The 21,092-nt window shown below is 66.8% G+C and carries 12 protein-coding genes; 2 read left to right on the top strand and 10 right to left on the bottom strand.

The annotated features are described in order from the left end of the window. Nucleotides 1-131: 131 nt before the first annotated feature. Nucleotides 132-1,175, top strand: a complete 1,044-nt coding sequence (locus tag DM480_RS08745; protein ID WP_115378485.1) for a LacI family DNA-binding transcriptional regulator — start codon at nucleotides 132-134, stop codon at nucleotides 1,173-1,175. Nucleotides 1,176-1,230: 55 nt separating this feature from the next. Here the strand turns inward: DM480_RS08745 and DM480_RS08740 are convergent, their stop codons facing one another. From DM480_RS08740 to DM480_RS08700, 9 genes are all read right to left on the bottom strand, one after another. Next, on the bottom strand, nucleotides 1,231-2,724 hold the full coding sequence (locus tag DM480_RS08740) for a tryptophan halogenase family protein (protein WP_115378484.1): 1,494 nt from the start codon (nucleotides 2,722-2,724) through the stop codon (nucleotides 1,231-1,233). Nucleotides 2,725-2,916: 192 nt separating this feature from the next. Next, nucleotides 2,917-5,829: a TonB-dependent receptor gene (locus DM480_RS08735; protein ID WP_115378483.1), complete on the bottom strand. Its 2,913-nt coding sequence runs from the start codon at nucleotides 5,827-5,829 to the stop codon at nucleotides 2,917-2,919. 168 nt (nucleotides 5,830-5,997) lie between these two features. Next, nucleotides 5,998-6,675, bottom strand: coding sequence for a DUF6445 family protein (locus tag DM480_RS08730; protein WP_115378482.1), 678 nt, complete (start codon nucleotides 6,673-6,675; stop codon nucleotides 5,998-6,000). Between the two features lie 55 nt (nucleotides 6,676-6,730). Continuing rightward, a complete protein-coding gene (locus tag DM480_RS08725; RefSeq protein WP_115378481.1) occupies nucleotides 6,731-8,518 on the bottom strand; it encodes a family 43 glycosylhydrolase in 1,788 nt (595 codons plus the stop codon). Further along, the gene (locus DM480_RS08720) at nucleotides 8,515-9,195 is read right to left on the bottom strand and encodes a DUF6445 family protein (protein WP_115378480.1); all 681 of its coding nucleotides are present in this window, start codon (nucleotides 9,193-9,195) and stop codon (nucleotides 8,515-8,517) included. Before DM480_RS08720 ends, DM480_RS08725 begins: the two co-directional genes overlap by 4 nt. Before the next feature lie 756 nt (nucleotides 9,196-9,951). Then, nucleotides 9,952-12,960, bottom strand: coding sequence for a TonB-dependent receptor (locus tag DM480_RS08715; protein ID WP_115381050.1), 3,009 nt, complete (start codon nucleotides 12,958-12,960; stop codon nucleotides 9,952-9,954). Nucleotides 12,961-13,149: 189 nt separating this feature from the next. After that, on the bottom strand, nucleotides 13,150-14,694 hold the full coding sequence (locus DM480_RS08710) for a tryptophan halogenase family protein (RefSeq protein ID WP_115378479.1): 1,545 nt from the start codon (nucleotides 14,692-14,694) through the stop codon (nucleotides 13,150-13,152). Beyond that, nucleotides 14,691-16,118 (bottom strand): glucoamylase family protein, encoded by a 1,428-nt coding sequence (locus DM480_RS08705; RefSeq protein WP_115378478.1) that lies wholly within the window; start codon nucleotides 16,116-16,118, stop codon nucleotides 14,691-14,693. Before DM480_RS08705 ends, DM480_RS08710 begins: the two co-directional genes overlap by 4 nt. Next, nucleotides 16,115-17,134 carry a LacI family DNA-binding transcriptional regulator gene (locus tag DM480_RS08700; protein ID WP_115378477.1) on the bottom strand — a complete coding sequence of 340 codons (1,020 nt, stop codon included), beginning with the start codon at nucleotides 17,132-17,134 and terminating at the stop codon, nucleotides 16,115-16,117. The genes DM480_RS08705 and DM480_RS08700 overlap by 4 nt, the downstream gene beginning before the upstream one ends. A gap of 172 nt (nucleotides 17,135-17,306) precedes the next feature. Here DM480_RS08700 and bglX point away from each other — a divergent pair, with 172 nt between their 5' ends. After that, nucleotides 17,307-19,583, top strand: a complete 2,277-nt coding sequence (gene bglX, locus DM480_RS08695; RefSeq protein WP_115378476.1) for a beta-glucosidase BglX — start codon at nucleotides 17,307-17,309, stop codon at nucleotides 19,581-19,583. Nucleotides 19,584-19,586: 3 nt separating this feature from the next. On the opposite strand, the gene DM480_RS08690 is transcribed toward bglX, so the two are convergent. Beyond that, nucleotides 19,587-20,963 (bottom strand): MFS transporter, encoded by a 1,377-nt coding sequence (locus tag DM480_RS08690; RefSeq protein WP_232833922.1) that lies wholly within the window; start codon nucleotides 20,961-20,963, stop codon nucleotides 19,587-19,589. Between the last annotated feature and the right edge of the window lie 129 nt (nucleotides 20,964-21,092).

Here is a 21,092-nt window from a genome sequence, read left to right as displayed (position 1 = left end):
GCGCGCACGGATGCCGATGCCCGTCCGCGTCAGGCGCCGTTCTGGGTAACCGGCACGCACAAGGGAAGCGCAAGGCATACGTATTCACGCGAAAGCTTTCGCCTTTCCTGCCGCTGGTCTATTGCTTCGCCATGACGGCGAGGACGCGCAGCAGGGGGACGAGCGATAAACCGACGTCGTTCGACATCGCCGCGCGCGCGGGCGTGTCGCAACCCACGGTCAGCCGGGCGCTGCGCGGCGATCCGACGGTCAGCGCGGCGACGCGGATGCGGATCGAGGCGATCGCCCACCAGCTGAACTACAAGGTCGACAAGAACGCATCCTCGCTGCGCCGCGGCCAGACGATGACGCTGGCGCTGCTGTTCTTCGAGGATCCGCTGCCCGACGGGACGTACATCAACCCGTTCTTCCTCTCGATGCTGGGATCGATCCTGCGCACCTGCGCGGCGCGCGGTTACGATCTGCTCACCTCGTTCCAGCATCTCTCCGCCGACTGGCACATGGATTACGAGGACAGCCGCAAGGCGGACGGGATCATCCTGCTCGGTTATGGCGATTACGAGGTGTACAAGGCGCGGCTCGAAGCCCTCGTTGCGCAGGGCACGCATTTCGTGCGCTGGGGTGCGGTCGACCCCGACGGGCTGGCGACGACGATCGGCAGCGACAATATCGCCGGCGGCCGCGCGGCGGGCGAGCATCTGATCGCGCGCGGCCGCAAAAGCGTCGCGTTCATCGGCCAGGCGGACGATCATTATCCCGAATTCCGCGACCGCTACCGCGGCCTGGCCGAGGCGCTGCGCACGGCGGGGTTGCCGGTGCATCTGGGATTGCACGCGGATTCGCTGTCGGTCGAACAGGGCGGCTATGACGCGATGCGCCGCCTGATCGCGCGCGACATTCCCTTCGACGCCCTGTTCGCCGCGTCCGACCTGATCGCGCTCGGCGCGATGCGCGCGCTGGCCGAGGCTGGGCTGCGCGTGCCGCAGGACGTCTCCGTCGTCGGGTTCGACGACATCCCCGCCGCCGCGACGACGCAGCCGTCGCTGAGCACGGTGGCGCAGGATTACCGGCGCGCGGGCGAGGTGCTGGTCGATACATTGCTGCGCCGCATTGCGGACCAGCCGACGCAGGCAACGCTGCTGCAACCGCGGCTGGTGGTGCGCGGGTCGAGTTAGGAACTCCCCCCCCTACCCTCACCCTTCCCGCCGCTGGAACGGTGAAGGCGAGCGACTACCGCCGCATCGCGCAATGCTTGGCGACGAAGGCACCGTGCTCCGCCAGCGCACCCGCCTCCCGGCGGTAGAGCAGCGGCAGCATCTCCATATATTCCGCAAGGTCCCCGTCCGAAATCGCGTCGGCGAGCGGATGGTACGCCTGTGCCGCGACCCCCTGCCCGACCAGCACCTGCAGCCAGCCGTCCTCGGTGAACAGTTCCTCATGCTCGCGCGTGATGACGCCGGCCTCGCGCCACAGGTCGATCTTCGCCTGCAACGTGTCGGGCAGAGCCATATCGCGGCACGCCTGCCAAAAGGGCTCGTCGCGGCCGTTCGCCCAGTAATGGAGGATCAGGAAATCGCGGATACGCTCCATCTCGAAATCGGCCTGGCGATTGTATTCGGCACGCAGCGCGGGCGCGACGGGCATCGCGGGCAGCAGCTTAACCAGCCGCGCGATCGCGGACTGGATCAGGTGGATGCTGGTCGACTCCAGCGGCTCGAGGAATCCGCTGGCGAGGCCGAGCGCGACGACATTGTGGTTCCAGGCGCGCCGCCGCCGCCCGGTGACGAACCGCAACGGCCGCGGATCGCCCGTCGCCGCGCCGTCGAGATTGGCGGCAAGCGTCGCTGCCGCCTCGTCATCGCTGGTGAATGCGCTGCAATAGACGTGGCCGTTGCCGGTGCGATGCTGCAGCGGGATGCGCCATTGCCACCCGGCCTGCCGTGCGATCGCGCGGGTGTAGGGCAAGGGCGCCCCCGCCCCCGCGCTCGGCTGCGCGACCGCGCGATCGCACGGCAGCCATCGCGACCAGTCCTCGTACCCCGTCGCCAGCGCACCCTCGCTGAGCAAGGCGCGAAAACCGGTGCAATCGAGGAACAGGTCGCCCGCAACCCGCTCGCCGCCGTCGAGCACCAGCGCCGCGACGTCGCCGCTCTCGCCGTCGCGCTCGACGTGTGCGATCCGCCCCTCCGTCCGCACGACGCCGCGGTTCTGCGCAAAGCGACGCAGGTACGCCGCGTAGAGATTGGCGTCGAAGTGAAAGGCGTAGGGGATGGCGGGGATCGTGCGCGCGGTCAGCGGCGCGCCGCGATGCATCCGGCCCGCGCGGGCCGCGACGTCGTTCATGCAATAGTCGCCGAGCGGCCCGGCGACCCCGGCGGCGCGGGCGCGCAGCCAGTAATGCTGGAACGGCACCGGCCCGACATCGCGGCCGACGTCGCCGAACGCATGCATGTAGCTGTGCCCCGGCGCGGTCCAGCCGTCGAAGGCGATGCCGAGCTTGAACGTGCCGCCGGTCGCGCGCAGGAACGCATCCTCGTCGAGGCCCAGCGCCTGGTTGAACAGCCGGATCTGCGGGATCGTCGCCTCGCCGACGCCGACGGTGCCGATCTCCTCAGATTCGACGAGCCGGATCGCGACATGCTCGCCGAGCAGATGGCCGAGCGCCGCGGCCGCCATCCACCCCGCGGTGCCGCCGCCGGCGATGACGATGGTGTTGAGGGTCATGGAACGCTGTCCTCTGATTGGCTCAGGTCGTCATGCCGGACCTGTTCCGGCATCTACCGTCCCGCATGCGCACAGGCTGGTCGTCTTGCGGAACGGTGGACCGCGGAACAAGTCCATGGTGACGAAAACCCAACAAAACGGGCCGCCGCCGGCATGCGACGACAGCCCGTAAGGTGGGGGAGAAAAGGACCGTTAAAACTTGTAGCTGAGCCCGATATAGTAATCGCGGCCATAGCGCTGATAGTCGATCACCTGACGCGGATCGTTGTTCTGGTAGGTGATGAACGGCCGGTCGGTCAGGTTCTTGGCCTGCGCCAGGATCGAGAAGCCCTTCAGGAAGCCCTCCTGGAATTCGTAGCCGATCTGCGCGTCGAGAATGCCTTCCGACTTGGCGGTGCGATACGTCGGCGCCGCCGACAGGCCCGCCACCTCGGCGAGGAAGTTCGACCGGTAGCGATAGTTGGCGCGTGCCTGGAAACCCCACTTTTCGAAATAGAGCGTGCCGCTGGCGGTGACGTCCGACAGGCCGGGCAGCGTGATCGGCGCAGGGCTGTTGGCATACTTGATCGTCGAGTCGGTGTAGTTGCCGGTGACGAACACGCCGAAGCCGTCGAGCGCGCTGGTCAGCATCTTGAACGGCAGCGAGATCGTGCCCTCCACGCCCATCACCTCGCCGCGACCCGTGTTGGCGGGCGCCGACACGGTGCCGATCGTCTGGTTCGCGGCGATCACCTGCGCCTGCTGCGCAGGCGTCAATGCCGGCAGCAGTCCGGTGAAGTTGAACGCATAGCTGTTGTTCGGATCGACGAAGTCGGTGAGGTGCTTGAAGTAACCCGACACCGCGACATAGCCGCCGCCGTCGAAATACTTCTCGAACGACAGGTCGATGTTTGTCGACTGATACGGACGCAGCGCGACGTTGCCGCCGTTCGAGGAGAAGACCGGGAAGAGCAGGCCCGGCTGCGTCCGGCCGATGTTGGCGATGTTGATCGACACGTCCTGCGTCACGCGCTCCTGGTCGAGGCGCGGACGGATCATCGTCTGCGACGCGCCCATCTTGATGTAACCGCTCGGGATCAGCTCGACCGAGAAGGTCGCGCTGGGCAGCACGTTGGTATAGGTTTCCTTCTGGTCGGCAGGCGCCAGCGTGACGGCGCCGTTGTTGACGCTCGCGATCTGGCCGGTGCCGCGCTGCTCGCTGCGGACGACCTGCACGCCGAGCGAACCCTTGACCGCCTTGCCGCCGAGATCGCCGTCGAGGTTGATCTTGGCATAGCCCGTCCAGACGTTCTCGGTCACGACATTGTCGCGGACCAGCGCGGACGGACGGCCGTCGAACGCCTTGTTGAGCGCGTTGTTGTAGACGTAGAGCGGGTCCCAGGTCAGCATCGCGGGAATACCGAGATAGGCGAGCGGTACGTTGGTGCCGAGCAGCGCCGCAGTCGGCACCGGCGCGGTCGTCGGCGTGCCGCTGGCGACGGTGCAGTTCGTGCCGCCGCCGGTCGGGCACAGGAAGTAGGACGAATAGGCGCTCGTCTTCTCACGCCGGCTGTAATTGCCGCCGACTTCCCAGCTCTTGACGATGCTGCCGTCGATCTCGCCGTTGAAGCTGGCGCGCAGCGACTTCAGGTCGTCCTTGAAGCTCGGACGGTTGAGGAAGCCCGACTGCACGACGGGCTGCGTACCGTTGTAGCCCCAGCCCTGCGGGTCGGTGAGCTTGAAGATGTTGGTGTTGGTGTAATCGAGCGTCGGCACGATCCGGTACGTGCCGTTCGCATTCTGCGTCACCGTCACGCGATCGGGCACGCCCGACTTCTGATATCCGGTGCCCGCGTTCGTTTCGAGCAGGAAGTCGGTGCGCGTCGCGCGGCTCCAGCTTGCGTCGACGTTGAAGTGGATGCGATCGGTGACCTTCAGGTCGTTGTTCCAGCCGAGCGACAGATTCTCCGCGTCGCGTCGGTTATAGTCGTTGCGCATCACGGCGAAGACGTTGCTGAACGTCGTCGCGGTCGCGAAACCGTTGTTGGTCTGGATGCCGCTCTTCACCGGATCGGAGAAGCCGAGCGGGAACTCGACGCCGCGCAGGTGCTGCTCTTCCTTGAACTTCGAATAGAGCGCGTCGAACGTCGAGTGGAAATTCTCCGACGGCTGCCACTCGATCGTCGCGACGCCGCCGTAGCGGCGCAGCTCGTTCGACTGGACGTAGGGCTTGGCGCCGCCCAGCACATAGGGATCGGCGGCGGTGCCGCTGCCCGAATAGCCCCAAGCGTTGTAGCGTTCGTCCTGCGACGGCGTCTGCGTCGCCGACACGCCGAGCGCGATGCCGAGCGTATCGTCCGCGAACTTGTCGACATAGGTCGCCGACGCGCGATAGCCGTAGCGTGACGAATCCGGGTTGAGGCTGTCGATGCCGTTCATCTGGCCGCGCGCATTGATCGCGACGACGCGGCCCGGCTGGTCAAGCGGGCGCAGCATGCGCAAATCGACGGTGCCCGAGATGCCCGCCGCGATCAGCGACGCGTCGGCGGACTTGTAGACGTTGACGTTGCGGAAGAATTCCGACGGATACTGGTCGTATTCGACGCCGCGGTTGTCGCCGACGGTCACCTGCTCGCGGCCGTTGAGCAAGGTGGTCGAGAAATCGGGGCCGAGGCCGCGGATCGACAGGCGCTGGTCGCGGCCCTCGAGGCGCTGCGCGGTGACGCCGGGCAGGCGCGCGAGGCTGTCGGCGATCGACACGTCGGGCAGCTTGCCGACGTCTTCGGCCGAGACGCTGTCGACGATCAGCGTCGAGTTGCGCTTGATCTTGGCCGAGCTTGCAAGGCTGGCGCGGATGCCGGTGACGACGATGTCCTGGCCGTCGCCCGCCGCATCCGCCTGCGTCTTCGCCTGCTCGGCATCCTGGTTCGGCGTCGGCTCGGCGGCGGGGGCCGGCGCCTGCACTGTCGCGGCGGCGGGCGGATTGGCGTTGGGCGACTGCGGGTTGGGCGTCTCCTGCGCGAATGCGGCGCCGCCCGTCGCCAGGAACAGACTGCCAAGGCCGACGGTGGTGGTGCGGAGCGCGGCGCGGCGGCGCAGCGAGAACGACGAAACGGAACGGGCCACGAGAAGGATCCTCCCCCAAGAGTGATGCCGTGCCCCCGCCCCCTGTCATGGGAGGACGATCGGCCGGCGTAACCCGAGTGCTTGTGAACAAAGGGGGATTTCGTGCCAACATGGCCACATACGTATTCATGCCGCCGGATCGCGGCGTGATATTCGGGCAACAGAGCGTTACAAGACGAGCCGTCCGTCGAGGAAGGTGTTGACCGTCAGCCGCCCCGACAACGGGTCGTCGCTGAGCGCGAGGCCGGGCGGAATATAGGCGCAATGCAATGTGTTCGAGCGATAGAGGATCGCGCGGTTGAACCGCCCGCGATGCAGCGCGACCTGTTCGAATATTGGCGTGTCGCCCGCGATATAGCCGGCATCGGGCAGACCATGGCGCGCCAGATCGGCCTGCAGCGCGGCGCGGTAGGCAGGCAGGCGCGCAGCATCGACCGATTCGAATTCGGTGCTGCGCTGGCGGTAGAAGGCGGTCCCGCTGCTCTCGTCGGGCGACAGGAAATGGAGCAAGGCAAGCCGGCTTGGCGACACCTCGTCGAAATGCGGCAGTCGCTGGATCGGCGCGAGCGCGGACGGCGGCACCGTGACCAGCGAGTAGAAGGCATCGACGACATCGAGGTCGGTCAACCCGAACACCTCCGCCGCGACCGGCGCGATCGTGGCAAGCATCGGGCGCAGCATTGCGGGCGACACCTGCGCGCGGATCCCGGGATAATGTTCGCCGATCGGCACGAACGACAGGAAGCCCGCGTCTTCGCGTAAAGCTTCGGCATCGGCGAAGGCGTCGATGACGACGACGGGCTGGTCCTCGCGGCCGTGGCGGGTGACGGTGATCTGCGGCGTCATGACGACCGGGTAGCAGCAGCGATCGGCAACTTTAAGTCCCTCGCCGTGCGCGACTTCACATCGCCGCAACGCGGCTCAAGGACGAGACGCCATTCTCGTCGAACGCCTCGACCGCGACATAGTAACGCTGGCCGACGGTCAGCGCGCGCAACGGTAGCGTCGCGGCGTCGCCATCGGCGACGCGGTCCGCGAAGACCTGATACGTCAGCGCGAGCCGGTCGGGCCGGATGCCCCAGCGCACGTTGTAGCCGACCGCGCCGGGCACCCGCCGCCAGCGGATCGTGGCATCGCGCGTGTCGGCGCCGCGCGTGGCCGCGACCAAAGTCGGCGCGCCCGGCATCGCGCCGCCCGCCGACCCGAACACGCGCAGGTCGCTGATCGCGAGATGCGCGCCGCCGATATGGCCGTGGACGTAGCGGACATAGCGCGTGCGCACCGGTGCAGGCAGTTCGAAATAGGCGTTGGACCGGTCGCGCCGCGGCGCCTCCGTCCGGGCAAGCGGGCGCCACGTCCGCCCGTCGAGCGACTGTTCCAGCCGGAATTCGGTATAGATGTCGGGCGCATCGCCGAACCGCCCCGCCTGATAATCGGCGAAATTGACCTGCACCGCGCGCACCGTCTTCACCGCGCCCAGATCGATCGTTAGCGTCGCGCCGGCGGCCTTCGTCGGCGACAGCCAGAAGCTGCGCGGATTTTCGTCGGTCGCATCCGCCGGGCCATGGCCGGCGACGCTGGCACTCGCCGTCGCGGCCTTGCGATAGGACAGCAGCATCCAGCCGGTGAACAGCGCATCGGGATCGGTGAACCGCGCGGTCGGCATCCGCTGCGGAAAATCGCCGAAACGCGTCGACACGCGCATCTGCCCGTCCGCGTCGAACACCGTCGGCCACATGCCGATCCGCCGCTCGAATGTCCAGTTGTAGCCGATCCACGGCGTGCCGGTGTTCCACCAATTGCCGTTGAGGTCCTGAAACGTGTTGCCGTGTCCCGCCCCCTGCACGAACCCGCCGGGCTTGTAGCCGACGGGGTTGTAGGGCGCATAGGTGAACGGCCCCATCGGCGAGGTGCCGACATACGTGCCTGTGGCGTATGAATTATATTCGGTGCCGGGCGCGCCATATTGCAGATAATATCGCCCGGCGACCTTGGTCATCCACGCGCCCTCCATGAAGGGCTTGATCGGCGTGCCGTTGGGGAGCGTGCCGCTATGATCCTGCCCGAACCGCTCCCAGCCGTGCCTGTCCGGATCGAGCAGGATGAATGAGCGGCGCGGCGTGCCGTACGTCATCCTGCCATCGGCGAACGATACGGGCGCGCCGTAGATCGGAAAGACGTTCGACGAGTTCCAATAAAGGTACCAGCGCTTGTCATCGTCCTGGAACAAGTCCGGGTCCCACGGGCCGGGCGGCACCTGCCCCGGCTTGATCGTGTCCTCCAGCCCCGATTTCACCGCATTGGGCAAGGCCGGCATACGGCGCACGAAATAGTCGATTCGGCCGCTCGCGGGATCGCTGGTCGCGTAGATCGTCCCCTGCGTCGTCATCGACGGCATGATGAGCAAACGCTCGCCATCCGACGTCACCGCGGGCGCGACGATTCCCTCCGCCGGCCAGCGGCTGGGCGTGACGAAGCGCCAGGTGACGAGATCAGTCGATCGCCAATATCCGTCCGCCAGCGTCAGGAAGAGATAATAGGCGCCCTTGAACGGCACGATCACCGGGTCCGCGCCGGTGCGGTACGATACGCCCTCGTTCACCTGTTCGAAATTGTAGCGATAGTCGATGTCGACCGGGTTGGCGTAGGTGTGCTGCGCCGCCGCGGCGAGAAGAAGGCTGGCGATCATCGTTGCGCCTGGATGAAGAGGTTGGCGGTCAGGCGGCCGATGCGCGGGTCGGCGCTCATCGGCATGCCCGGCGGAATGATGCCCGAATGGAGCAGGCACCCCTGGTAGAGGACGACCCGGTCGCGTTTCGCTTCAACCGCGCCAATCTGTTCGAAGGCGGCGTTGCTGGCGTTGGTGTAGCCCGTAAGCGCGGCGCTGTCGCGGCGCGCGGCGGCGACGAAGGCGGCGCGGTTAGCGGCGTCGACGCGCTCGATCCCGGTGCTGCGCTGGCGATAGAAAGCGGTGCCGGTGCCGGGGGTGTCGGACAGATAATGGAGCACCGCGATGTAAGCGGGGTCGGCCGCATCGAAATGCGGCGCGCGCTGCGCCGGCGACAGCGCGGCGGGATCCGCGGTGACGATCGAGAAGCTCCCCTCGATCCAGTCGAAGCCGTCGACGTCGAACGCGCCGCCGATAAAGGGGGCAAGGGCGTGGAGCAGCCCGGTCGCATAATCGTGCGCCGCGCCGTCCGCCGGCGTCAGCACGCGCCGGACGCCGGGATAGTAACTGCCGGACATGGTCGGGAAGGGTGCCAGCGCGGCGGCGAGGTCGACGATACGAGCGGGATCGCCGGTCGCATCATCGACGATAACGACCGGGCTCTGCGTTGCGCCGACGCGGATCAGGCTGGGGGTCATGCTGGCGCGCTCACGATCGGGGCGTTTCGGTGGAGCCACGGGGTGGGCCAGATGTTTGCCTAACGACTCCATACGGCCCCGGACTTTCGCTGAGTCGATCAGCGTGCAAAATATGTAGAAACGAGGCGGCAAATGGCTTTTTCTAAACGTGCATTCTGTATCTACGATATTTGACGAATCTACTTGCGAAACATGCCATTTGCGACGCAATTAACATTGCCGATCTGTGCACACCGCCTTATATATATCACCGGGATCTTCTCAAGGTAGTCGAGAAAATAACCTTTCATAGGGAGTGTCTCGTGATGCGCATCAAGATTTTGACATTCTTTCTAGCGTCGCTTTTTATGACCCCGCAAGAACTATCCGCCCAAGATACCTATAAAGGATACACTATATTATCTCAATTTACCCAACAAGGCCGGGATGAATGGATAAGAATAGTCCAAGAAAAAATGGACTCCGGCTATATATTTTACGTCAATAGCCAGCCAGTCAACGACTGGACAGCGTCACACATTGTTGATGTTTTGGGCTCTTATTATACCTATGTTTATGGTCCAGCAAAGCATGAGGTTCCCGTATATAACGGGGCTCCGCGATGTGTTTATATATTCAATTACGACTCACGGACAGGAACAGTAGGCAGCGGGACTCCAGTCTGCGGAAACTTCTAATTCTTCACTTTTATTCATGCCCGCCACCATATTATGCAAATGTGGCGGGCATTATCCGCTAATTTTCTCTAATTTACACTCAGAACTTGTAGCGCGCGCCGACCTGGAACGAGCGCGGCACGCCCTGCGTGTCGTTTTCGCGCTTGGTCGGGTTCACACCCGATCCCGCGCCCCATGCCGAATAGGTGCGGTTGACCGAATCGAAGATATTGAACGCCGCGAAATTGACCTCGAGATCGTGGCCCCATGGCATCGTGAACGTCTTCGAAATGCGCGCATCAACCGAGGCATAGCCGACGATCTGGTCGGGCCAGAACACGCCGCCGAAATTGCCGTAGGTCCCGCTTGAATTAAGGAACTCTGCAGGTGCGGGACGGCTGATGACCTGACCGAACGACGGACCCGAGCTGAACGTGCCGGTGACCGACAGCTTGGTATCCCATGGACCGCGCGCGATGCCGGTGCCGACGAAGCGCCACTTCTCGACGCCCGCGACATAGTTGATGCCATAGGCATCGACGCGCGGACCGTTGTAGAATTCGTCGCCCTGCAATTCCTGCGCGACGTTCGACCGCGCGCGCTGCAACGTCAGCGTCGAGGTAAAGCCCCACCGCGATCCGGTGACGAACGGCTTTTCAGCGGTGAAGTAGACGGCGGTGTAGTAGGCCTTGCCGTCGTTCGACCCGATGTTCAGCTTGCCGCTATAGCCGGGCAGGATGCCCTGCGCCGGGAAATTGTCCTCGATCCACTGATCGCCCTGCGTCGTATACTGGCCATTGGGCAGGCGGTTGCCGCGGACGTATTTGAAGATGTTGTGGCTGCGCACGTGGCTGAAGGTGACCGACGTCTGGATCGCGCCGACCCGCTTGCGCATGCCGAAGTTGAACTGATCCGAATAGGGCAGCTTGGTATCGTTGTTGAGCAGCCACACGTCGCCGCCGACACCGGTCGCGGTCGCGGCGGCGCGCAGCGCATCGACATTCTTGTAGTTCGCATTCCACGCCAGCGTCGTCGCGGGCAGCGCGCCGTTGTTGCCGGCACGCACCGAGGCGCAGGTCGGCTGCCCCGGACCGTCGCAGAAGCTGAGCGTGACGGTGCGCTGGTATAGCGCCTTCACGGTTTCGATCCCCGACGCGATGAACAAGGGTCGATCGTAATAGCGACCCGCGCCCGCGAAGAGCACCAGATCGCGGTCGCCGTTGACGTCGTAGGAAACGCCCAGGCGCGGCTGGAACGCCTTCCAATAGGGCTTACGATTGGTGCCGGTGGAGATGTAATCGTTCGGGTTGATCCCCGCGGCCTGCCACGGCTGATAGTTGCGCAGTGCGGTGACGATACCGGCGGGCGTCACGAACTTCTCGTTCTTCGCGTTGGTCTCGTAATCCCAGCGCAGGCCGGCGTTGACCGTCAGATGCGAATTGACTGTCCAGTCGTCCTGGATGAACACGCCGATCTGCGTATCCTTGGCCATCGCCGGACGCACCGGCACGACCGACACCGCCGCCTGCAGCGGGGTGGATGCGTCGAAGGTCGTGTAGGTCGACGGCCGGAAATAATAGGCGCCGTTGCCCAGATTGTCTTCGGATCGCGACAGGTCGTTGAGCGAAACCTTCGCCCCCGCCTTCACGATATGCCCGTGCCCGAAGAAGGTGACGTTGTTCTTGAACGTCCACGTCTTCTGGTTGTCGGCCTGTTCGAAACCGTTGGTGCCGAGCTGCGCGACGACGGCGCCCGGCAAGCCCAGGTTGATTTCCGGGCCGCTGCTGGTGCGCGGCGTGCCGTTGAACACCGTATTATAGGCGACGGTCGCCTCGTTCAGCCAGTTGTCGCCGCGATGGTTCCATTCGAGCTGGTACAGGTCGATCTTCGATTGCAACAGATGGCCGTGCGACGGGACCGACGTGTCGCCGAAGTCAGCGAGATTGCTTTCGCGGCGGAAGAAGCCGCTGAAGTTCACCGTGTCGGCGTTGCTGACGAAGGCGGTCAGCTTGCCGAAGTAGAGCTTCTGGTGGAAGTCCTGCGGATAGCTGCCGTTATATTGCTGCGCGATCGCCTGCGGTACGATCTGCGTCGGATCGGTCGCGTTGGTGTTGCCGAGCAGCACGGCTTTCGACGGCGCCTTTTGGTCGGTCGCCTCGAACGCGCCGTAGAAGTGCAGCACGTCCTTGATGATCGGGCCGCCCAGGTCGCCACCATATTGCTTGCGGTCGTAATCGCCCTGCTTGCGCGAGCCGTCGATGTTGTTGGCGTTGCCCGGACGATCGAAATATTTCGTGCCGTAGAACGAGCTCGGCTGCCATTCCCCGAACAAGGTGCCGTGGAACGACGTGCCGCCCGACTTGGTCACCGCGGTGATGATCGCGGAGCCGGCCTGTTCGTATTCGGCCTTGAAGTTCTGCGTGTCGACCTTGAACTCCTGCACCGCCAGCTGCGGGAAGGGATTGCCCTGGCTGAAGTTCTGGCCGGCGACGCCGCCGTGGTTGACCTGGTTCTTGAGGCTGAGGCCATCGATGAAGACGTTGATGTTGTCGGCGCTGACGCCGCCCGCCTGCACCTGACGGTTGCCGCGGCCCGGCGTGACGGCGACGCCGGGCGCGAGCGCGGCGAAATTCAGGAAGTTGCGGTCGCTCTGCGGCAGGCTTTCGATCTGCTGCTGCGACACGTTGGTCGCGACCTCGGCGGTGCGCACTTCCTGCGTGCGGCGGCCGGTGACGATGATGTCGCCGGCGTTCTTGCCCGTGACGGTGGTGGTTTCGGCGGCCTGATCGGGCGTGCCGATGTCGGCGGTGATGATCTGGCCGATCGGCACGACGACCTGTTCGGGCTTCTGCCCGGCGACGTCGACGCGATACGTGCTCGGGCGGATGCCGGGGATGGTATAGTCGCCGGTCGCGTTGGTGCGCGCGGTGATGACCTGGCCCGTCGTCAGATCGGTGATCGTCACCGTCGTGCCGGTCGGCCCCTCGACGTGGCCGCGCAAGGTCGACGTCGCCTGCGCAAGCGCGGGCGCGCCGAAGACCAGTGCCGCGGCGAGCGCCGCTGCCGAAATGCCGCGACGGACGTGCGCGCGTTGAATCCTGGAAGCCATGTTCATCCCCTCACCATCACCAGCCCCTTTTTGCTTCCGTGGCGCATGGACGACGCGCGTCGACTCCACGGATCGCGAAGGGCGTATGGAACCGGTTACTCGCCACCGTAACCGGTTACAACCAGCCACGTCAGGCGCGTTTCACTATCATTCCGGTTGTTGCCGAACTGTCACAGTCTCCCCCGCGCATCAGGCTGCGGTGGCAGGCGCCTGGCAATGGCGGGCGATGAACGCCTCATGCGTCGGCAGGCCCCTCGCGACATCGGCCACCACGTCCTCGACATCGCGCAGGAACGCGTTCGCCTCCTGGGCGGGGATCATGTCGACCATCGGATCGTACGCCGCCTCGAGCCGCTGGCCGAGCAGCACCTGCACCCAGCTTTCCTCGCGGAACAGTTCCGCCTTGCCATGCATGAAGAAGCGCGCCGACGCACGAAACAGATCGAGCCGTTCGGTCAGGCTGTCGGGCACGTCCATCGCCTTCAGGTATCGCCAGAATTCGGAATCGTCGCGCTCGGTCACCTTGTAATGGGCGATGATGAAATCGCGCACGTCGCGATATTCGAAATCGGTCTGCCGATTGTATTCGTCGATGTCGGCGGCATTGAAACCGCGGCCCGGGAACAGCGCGATCAGGCGCAGGATGCCGGTCTGGATCAGGTGGATGCTGGTCGATTCGAGCGGTTCGAGAAAGCCACCGGCTAGACCCAGCGCGACGACGTTCTTCTCCCACGCTCGATGGCGCTTGCCGGGACGGAAGCGGACGGGCCGCGGATCGCCGAGCGCAGGCGTGTCGAGATGCGCGCGCAGCGTATCCGCCGCGGCGTCGTCCGACACGAACTGGCTGGCATAGACGTGGCCGTTGCCGGTGCGATGCTGCAACGGGATGCGCCATTGCCACCCGGCGGCATGCGCGGTCGACCGGGTATAGGGCGTCAGCGGCCCCGGCCCCCGCGCGCTCGGCACCGCCAGCGCGCGGTCGCACAGCAGCCACTGGTTCCAGTCCTCGTAGCCGATGCCCATCGCATCGCCGATCAGCAGCCCGCGCATACCCGAACAGTCGACGAACAGATCGCCGTCGACCGTGCGCCCGTCGGCGAGCACGACATGGTCGAGGAAGCCGTCGTGCCCGCGTCGGTTGGCGGCGACGATCCGCCCCTCGATCCGGGTCACCCCCGCCGCCTCCGCCCGCCCGCGCAGGAAGCGCGCGAACAGCGACGCGTCGAAATGATAGGCATAGTCGAGGTCCGCCATCGGCGAATGCGGGTTCGACGGATCGGGCAGCGCGAAGCGGTTCATCCGCGCTGCCAGCGTGTTGAGCGCGTAGAGGTCGAGATGCTTGGCGCGGCCGGCGGCACGCGCCTTCAGCCAGAACTGGTGGCAATGCAGCCAGTAGAGGTCCTGCCCGATCTTGCCGAAACCGTGGACGTAGCTGTCGCCGATGCCGCCCCAGTTGCGGAACTCGATGCCGAGCTTGAACGTCGCCTGCGTCGCGCGGGCGAAGTCGAATTCGTCGATGCCGGCCAGGCCGTTGAACGTGCGGATCGCGGGGATCGTCGCCTCGCCGACGCCGATCGTGCCGATCTCCTCCGATTCGATCAGCCGGATCGTGTAGGCGCCGAGGAACAGGCGCGACAGCAGCGCGGCGGTCATCCACCCCGCGGTGCCGCCACCGACGATGGTGATCGTCTTGATCGGGGGATTGGGATGGGAGGCGGCTTCGGCGTGCGTCATCCCAGCCACCCTCCGGTGAAGCCTGCGCGTTGCAGGCCGCGGCGGATCGTCGGCGAGCGCCGCATGACCCGCCACACGCCCTCGTCGCGCATGTTGGCGACCGCGCCGGCGATCGCGCCCTGGTCGATCCCGAGGTAGTCGCGCGCCACCCAGCCGCGCGTGGCATCGACCGATCCCGTTTCGAGCCGCACGTCGGTGTAGCGGAACGAGGGGTTGAAGCTGTCGAGAAAGCCGTATTTGCCGTACAGGCCGGGCCAGCGCTTCATCGCGTCCGCCGCGGGCACGACGATCTCGGGCGCGAAGGCGAGGCTGCCCAATGCCGCGGTCGGCGCGATCGTGCCGTCGTCGCGCCCGTCTGGCTGGCCAAGCGGCCCGCGCGCCGCATAGCCGTAGAAGGTCGCGCTGCCGCCGCGATAGGGCAGTTCGAAATTGCCCGGACCATCGCAGGCGGCCAGCCCCCAGATGTCGCGCGAATAGCCGCGCCAGCCCATCGGATTGGCGATGCAATAGGCGCGGTTGGCATAGGTCGCGCGCCGGCTGTTCTCGAAATAATCGAGCTTTTCCGCGCGCATCGTCGCATCGCGGATGCCGCGGAAATCGATCCACATCTGGCTGTACTGGTGGCCGAACAGCGGTGCGAAGGCGAGATGGCGGGTCGCCCCCTCCCCGCGCCAGAATTCGGGATAGGTTTTCGCCCAGGCGCTCCACGCGCCGTCGCCCAGGGCCTTGCCGCGGCTGCCCAGGCCGACGATGTAGACCATCATCCCCTCGTTATACCCCTCCCACGCGCGATCGATGAAGCCCTTGCCAGGGTGCCAGCCCATCGACACGCTGCCACGCGCATTGGTGAACCACGGCCAGTCGGCGCGATCGGTGATGCGCTGCGCCAGGCGGCGGATTTCCGCCTCGACCGGGTCGGCGCGGTCGTACCACGCGCCGGCGAACAGGATGCCGAGGAACAGCAGCGTCGTGTCGACGCTGGAAAGCTCGGTATCGCGGAACCTTTGCCCCGTCTCCATGTCGAGGAAATGGTAGAAGAAACCCTTGTGCCCGGCCATGCCGGTTTCCGCCTCGCCCTGCGGCGCGGTGTCGAAGAAGCGCAAGGTGGTCAGCGTCAGGTCGCGCGCCTCCTCGCGCCGGATCCAGCCGCGCTCGACGCCGATCGGATAAGCGGTGAGCGCGAAGCCGACCGCAGCGATGCTGGCGAAGGACGGCGTCGGCCAGCGATCGGGAACCAGGCCGTTCTTGCGGTTCGCCAGTTCCCAGAAATAGCGGAAAGTGCGCTGTTCGAGATCGTCGAACCACCCCGGCAACGTCGTGCGGGGCGCGGCAAGCGCCGCGATCGGCAGGCTGGCCGCCGCAGCTGCGAGGGGCGCGCGCGCCAGTAGGGTGCGGCGATCGAGCGGGGCGAGAAGGTCGGTCATGGGGCTCCCGGAGAGGATGGCGGTACGTGCGCGGTGGTCGTGCGGACGACGAGTTCGGTGGCGACGGACTGCACGTCGGGCGACAGCGCCGCGCCCTCCAGCGCGTCGACCAGGCGACCGACGGCGCGCGCGCCCATCTCCGCCAGCGGTACGCGCACGGTGGTAAGGCCGAGGTAGCGGGCGAGCGGAATGTCGTCGAACCCGGTCACCGCCACCGCGCCGGGAACGTCGACGCCCTGTTCGCGCAACGCGCGCAGCACGCCCAGCGCCATCATGTCGTTGCCTGCGACGATGCCGTCATATGCTGCACCCATATTGCGCAGCATCGCTACCGCCTCCGCCCCCGACTCCTCGTGGAAATCGCCCTCGACGACGATCGGCGCGACGTCCGGCGCGTGACGCGCCAGCGCGGCGCGATAGGCGTCGGCGCGTTCGCGCGCGTCGATATTGGCCGCCGGCCCCGCGACATGCACCAGCCGTCGCCGGCCGAGCGCGGCGAGGTGCGCGACGCTGGCGGCGATACCGCTCGCATTGTCGATGCGGAACGCCGCGCGCCCGATGCCGTCGTGCGAATTGACGAGCACCGCGGGCACGCCGCGCGGCAGCGCCGCGTCGAGCCCCGCCGCATCCAGTTGCGGCGCCATCACGATCAGTCCGTCGACGCGCCCGCGCATCGATCGCATCGCCTGCGCCGCCAGCGCGGCATCCGCATGCATGTTGGAAAGCAGCAGGTGATAGCCGCGCGCATTCACCTCGCGGTCCATGCCGCGCACGATTTCGGAAAAGAACTCGCCGTGCAGGTCGGGCAGCACGACGCCGATCGCATGGCTGCGCGCCAGCGACAGGCTGCGCGCGCCGGCGTGGGGAACATAGCCCAGCGCATCCGCCGCGGCGACGACGCGCGCGCGCGTTTCGGGGTGGACGCTGCTGTGGCCGTTGAGCGCGCGCGAAACCGATGCTACCGATACGGCCGCCTCGCGCGCCACGTCGCGTATCGTGGCGGATACCTGTCGCACGCCGTCCCTCCCCAAATCCTCTGCGGGACGATCAAGCCCCTGCCGACGCATCTTGTGCGACGCCCGCGGCCTGTGTAACCGGTTACAGGCAAGCGTCAACGCGAAAAGCCGGCCGGCCGCACCAGGCCGTATCGCGCGCGTATCCGGCGCACCTGAGGGGAGATCCGAGGCCATGACCGACACCAACATCTCGCGCCGCGCGGCGCTGCTCGGCGCGGGGGCCATCGCCGCCTGGGCCGCCAGCCCGGCGCGCGCGCTGCTCGCGCAGGCGGACGCGCAGGCGCTGCCCGCCGGCGTCGAGGCGATCCTGGCGAAGATGACGCTGGAGGAAAAGGCCGGGCAGCTCCAGCTCAACGCCGCGGCGTGGAGCGGCGGCATCGCGACCGGGCTCAACCCGCCCTCCAACGGCCCGAGCTTCGAGGGTCAGGTGAACGATGCGATCGCGGGCAAGCTGACCGGCGTGTTCAACGGCAATGGCGCGGAAATGGCGCGGCGGATGCAGACCGCCGTGATGCGCGATTCGCGCCTGAAGATCCCGCTGATCTTCGCCGCGGACGTCATCCACGGCCACCGCACGATCTTCCCGGTGCCCGTCGCCGAAGCGGCCAGTTTCGAGCCCGATCTGGCGATGCGCACCGCGCGGATGGCGGCGTTCGAGGCGGCGGCGGCGGGGATCGACTGGACGTTCTTCCCGATGGTCGACATCGCGCGCGACCAGCGCTGGGGCCGGACGATGGAAGGTGCGGGCGAGGACACGTTGCTCGGCAATCTGTTCGCCGCGGCGCGCGTCAAGGGCTTCCAGGGCAAGAGCCTTGCCGACACCGATGCGGTGATGGCCTGCGTTAAGCATTTCGCGGCCTATGGCGCGGCGGAAAGCGGACTCGACTATAACAGCGTCGACATTTCCGAACGGACGCTGCGCGAAGTCTATCTGCCGCCGTACAAGGCCGGGTTCGACGCGGGCGCGATGAGTGGCATGGCCTCGTTCAACGAGATCGACGGCATCCCTTCCACCGGCAATCCGTGGCTGATGAAGGACGTGCTGCGCGACGAATGGCGGTTCCGCGGCATCATCGTGTCCGACTATACGGGCGATGAGGAGATGATCGCCGCGGGCTTCGCGAAGGATGGCAGGGATGCCGCGCGCATCGCGTTCCTCGCCGGCGTCGACATGAGCATGCAGTCGAACTTCTACACGCTGTACCTGCCGTCGCTGGTGCGCGAGGGGCTGGTGCCCCAACAATTGCTCGACCAGTCGGTGCGCCGCGTGCTCGCGGTCAAGCACATGCTCGGCCTGTTCGACGACCCCTTCCGCCGCATCGACAAGAAGCGCGAGGCCGCCCGCTCGCGCACCAGGGCGGCGCTCGCGCTGTCGCGCGAGGCCGCGCAAAAGGCGATGGTGCTGCTCAAGAACGACGGCGACCTGCTGCCGCTCGACCCGCGGCGCAAGATCGCGCTGATCGGTCCGTTCGCCAGCGGCCAGCACGACCTCAACGGGCCATGGGTCGTCTATGGCGACAACAACCAGGCGATCGACCTTGCCACCGGGGTGAAGGCGGCGGGCGCGACCAATGTCACCGTCACCGAGGGTTCGGGCGTCGAGGCGCCGATCGCCGGCGGGATCGACGCGGCGGTCGCCGCGGCCACGGCCGCCGACGTCGTCGTGCTCGCGATCGGCGAGAGCGAGAATATGTCGGGCGAGGCGCAATCGCGCACGTCGATCACCGTGCCCGCGCCGCAGATGGCGCTGGCCGAAGCCGTCGCCAAAACGGGCAAGCCCATCGTCGTGCTGCTCAAGAACGGCCGCGGCCTCGCGCTGGAAGGCGCGGTCAGGGACGCGCCCGCGATCCTCGTCACCTGGTTCCTGGGATCGGAAACCGGCCATGCCATCGCCGACGTGCTGTTCGGCAAGGTCGGCCCTTCGGGTCGCCTGCCGCTGAGCTTCCCGTACGAAAGCGGGCAGGAACCCTATTATTATGCGCACAAGGCGACCGGCCGCCCCGCGCCGGAGGGGCCGCGCGTGCCGTACAAGGCGCAGTGGCGCACCGCGCCCAACGCCGCGCTCTATCCCTTCGGTCACGGCCTGACGTACGGCAAGGTGACCTATGACGCGCCGGTGGTGCCCGCCAGCCTGGCGTGGGACGGGCGGATCACCGTGTCCGCGACGGTGACCAACACGGGAACGCGCGCGTGCGAGGAGCTGGTCCAGCTCTACATCCGCGACCGCGTCGCCAGCATCACGCGGCCGGTGCGCGAGATGAAGGCGTTCCGCAAGGTCGCGCTGGCCCCGGGCAAGAGCGAGACGGTCACCTTCACGCTGACCCGCGCGCAGCTCGAATTCCTGGGCAAGGACCTGAAGCCGACGGTGGAGCCCGGCACGTTCGACGTGTGGATCGCCCCGTCCGCGCAGGCGCCCGGCGTGCACGGCACGTTCGATCTGGTGCGCTGACGCCTAAGTCCCGTCCGCCTCGCGGGGCGGACGGGGCGCCGCGCGGCGTTCCGCGCGCATCGGGCTCAGCATCATCAGCAGGCCCGAAAGCACGAACCCGGCCAGCGGCACCAGCGCGATGGTCATCCGCATCGCCGCGAGCGTCGCGGGCGTCTGCGCGACATTGGCGACATAACCCGCCTCGCCGAACGACACGCCGATCAGCAGCGTCGCGATGCCGATCGCGACGCGCTGTAGCAGTGCGACGATGCCGAAGACGATTCCTTCCGCCCGCACGCCGCCGGTGCGCTCGCCATGATCGATGACGTCGGGCAGCATCGCCCAGAAGGCGAAGTGCAGCCCGACCGTCGCCGCCTGCATCCCGACCAGGAACAGCTGCATCGCGCCCGCGCGTGGCAGGTCGGCGAGCGCGAAGACGGCAAGGCCGACGCTGCACAGGGCGATCGCGGCGAACCACAGGCGCCGCACGCCGATGCCGCGTGCCACTATCATCCACGCCGGCACCGCCGCCGCGCTCACCGCCATCATCGCGCCGAGCGCGAGCTGGCCCGCCGCCTGATCGCCGAACACGTATTTGAAATAATAGAGCACCGACTTGTTGAGCACGCTGGTCGCGACGACCATCGCCATCATCGCGGCGGCGAGCGTGGTGAAGGCGCGGTTGCGCGCCACGCCGGCGAGCGCGACGGACAGCCGCGGGCGCGGTGCCGGCGGCGCATCGGCGCAGACGAGCGCGTCTCGGAACGTCCAGCCGACGAGGATCAGGACGACGCTCGCGATACCCGCAAACAGCAAGGCCGCACCCAGGAACGCGCGCGGGCCTCCCGCCACGCCCATCACCGCACCGCCCAGCGGCACCGTGCCGAGCGCGACGAGCACCGCCGCCGCCGTCCCCGCCAGCATGCGCAAGCCGGCGACGAAGGCGCGATCGCGGCTGTTCGCGCTGACCCGCGCCGACATCGCGAGATAGGGGATGTTGACCAAAGCATAAGCGGTGCGGAAGACGAGATGGCCGGCCAGCACTGCGATCTCCGCCCCGCGCCCCGTCAGTGGCGGCGGCGCATAGGCGGCGCAAAAGGCGAGGCCGAGCGGCATCGCCCCGACGATCAGCACGCGGCGATGATCCGCCGCCGCGCCGCGCCGGTCGACGAGCACGCCGACCGCGAAACTGACCAGCCCGTCCCACACCGACGCGACGAGATAGATGGTCGCCGCGGTCTCGACGCGCAGCCCCAGCGCATCGGTGTAATAGAAGAGGAGGTAGAGGATCGCGCTCTGCCAATAGAGGTTGAACGCGAGATCCCCGGCGGCGAATCCCGCCAGCCTGATGCGCCCGACCCGCGCCCCGCCCCCGCCGTCCTGCTCCATACGCTCGTCCATCGGCGGCCAAAGGACGAATGTCGAGAGAGACGTCGCCTTCCCTTCCATCTGCGGAAGGGAAGCAACCGGCCAACTGGACCCCGCCCCTACTATCGGCCACTCTTCCCGGCGACACCATCACGAGGATGC

Origin of the sequence: Sphingomonas sp. FARSPH (assembly GCF_003355005.1) — a bacterium.
GTDB lineage: Bacteria > Pseudomonadota > Alphaproteobacteria > Sphingomonadales > Sphingomonadaceae > Sphingomonas.
Note: the sequence above shows the minus strand (reverse complement) of the source record. Positions and strands in the feature narration are given on the sequence as shown.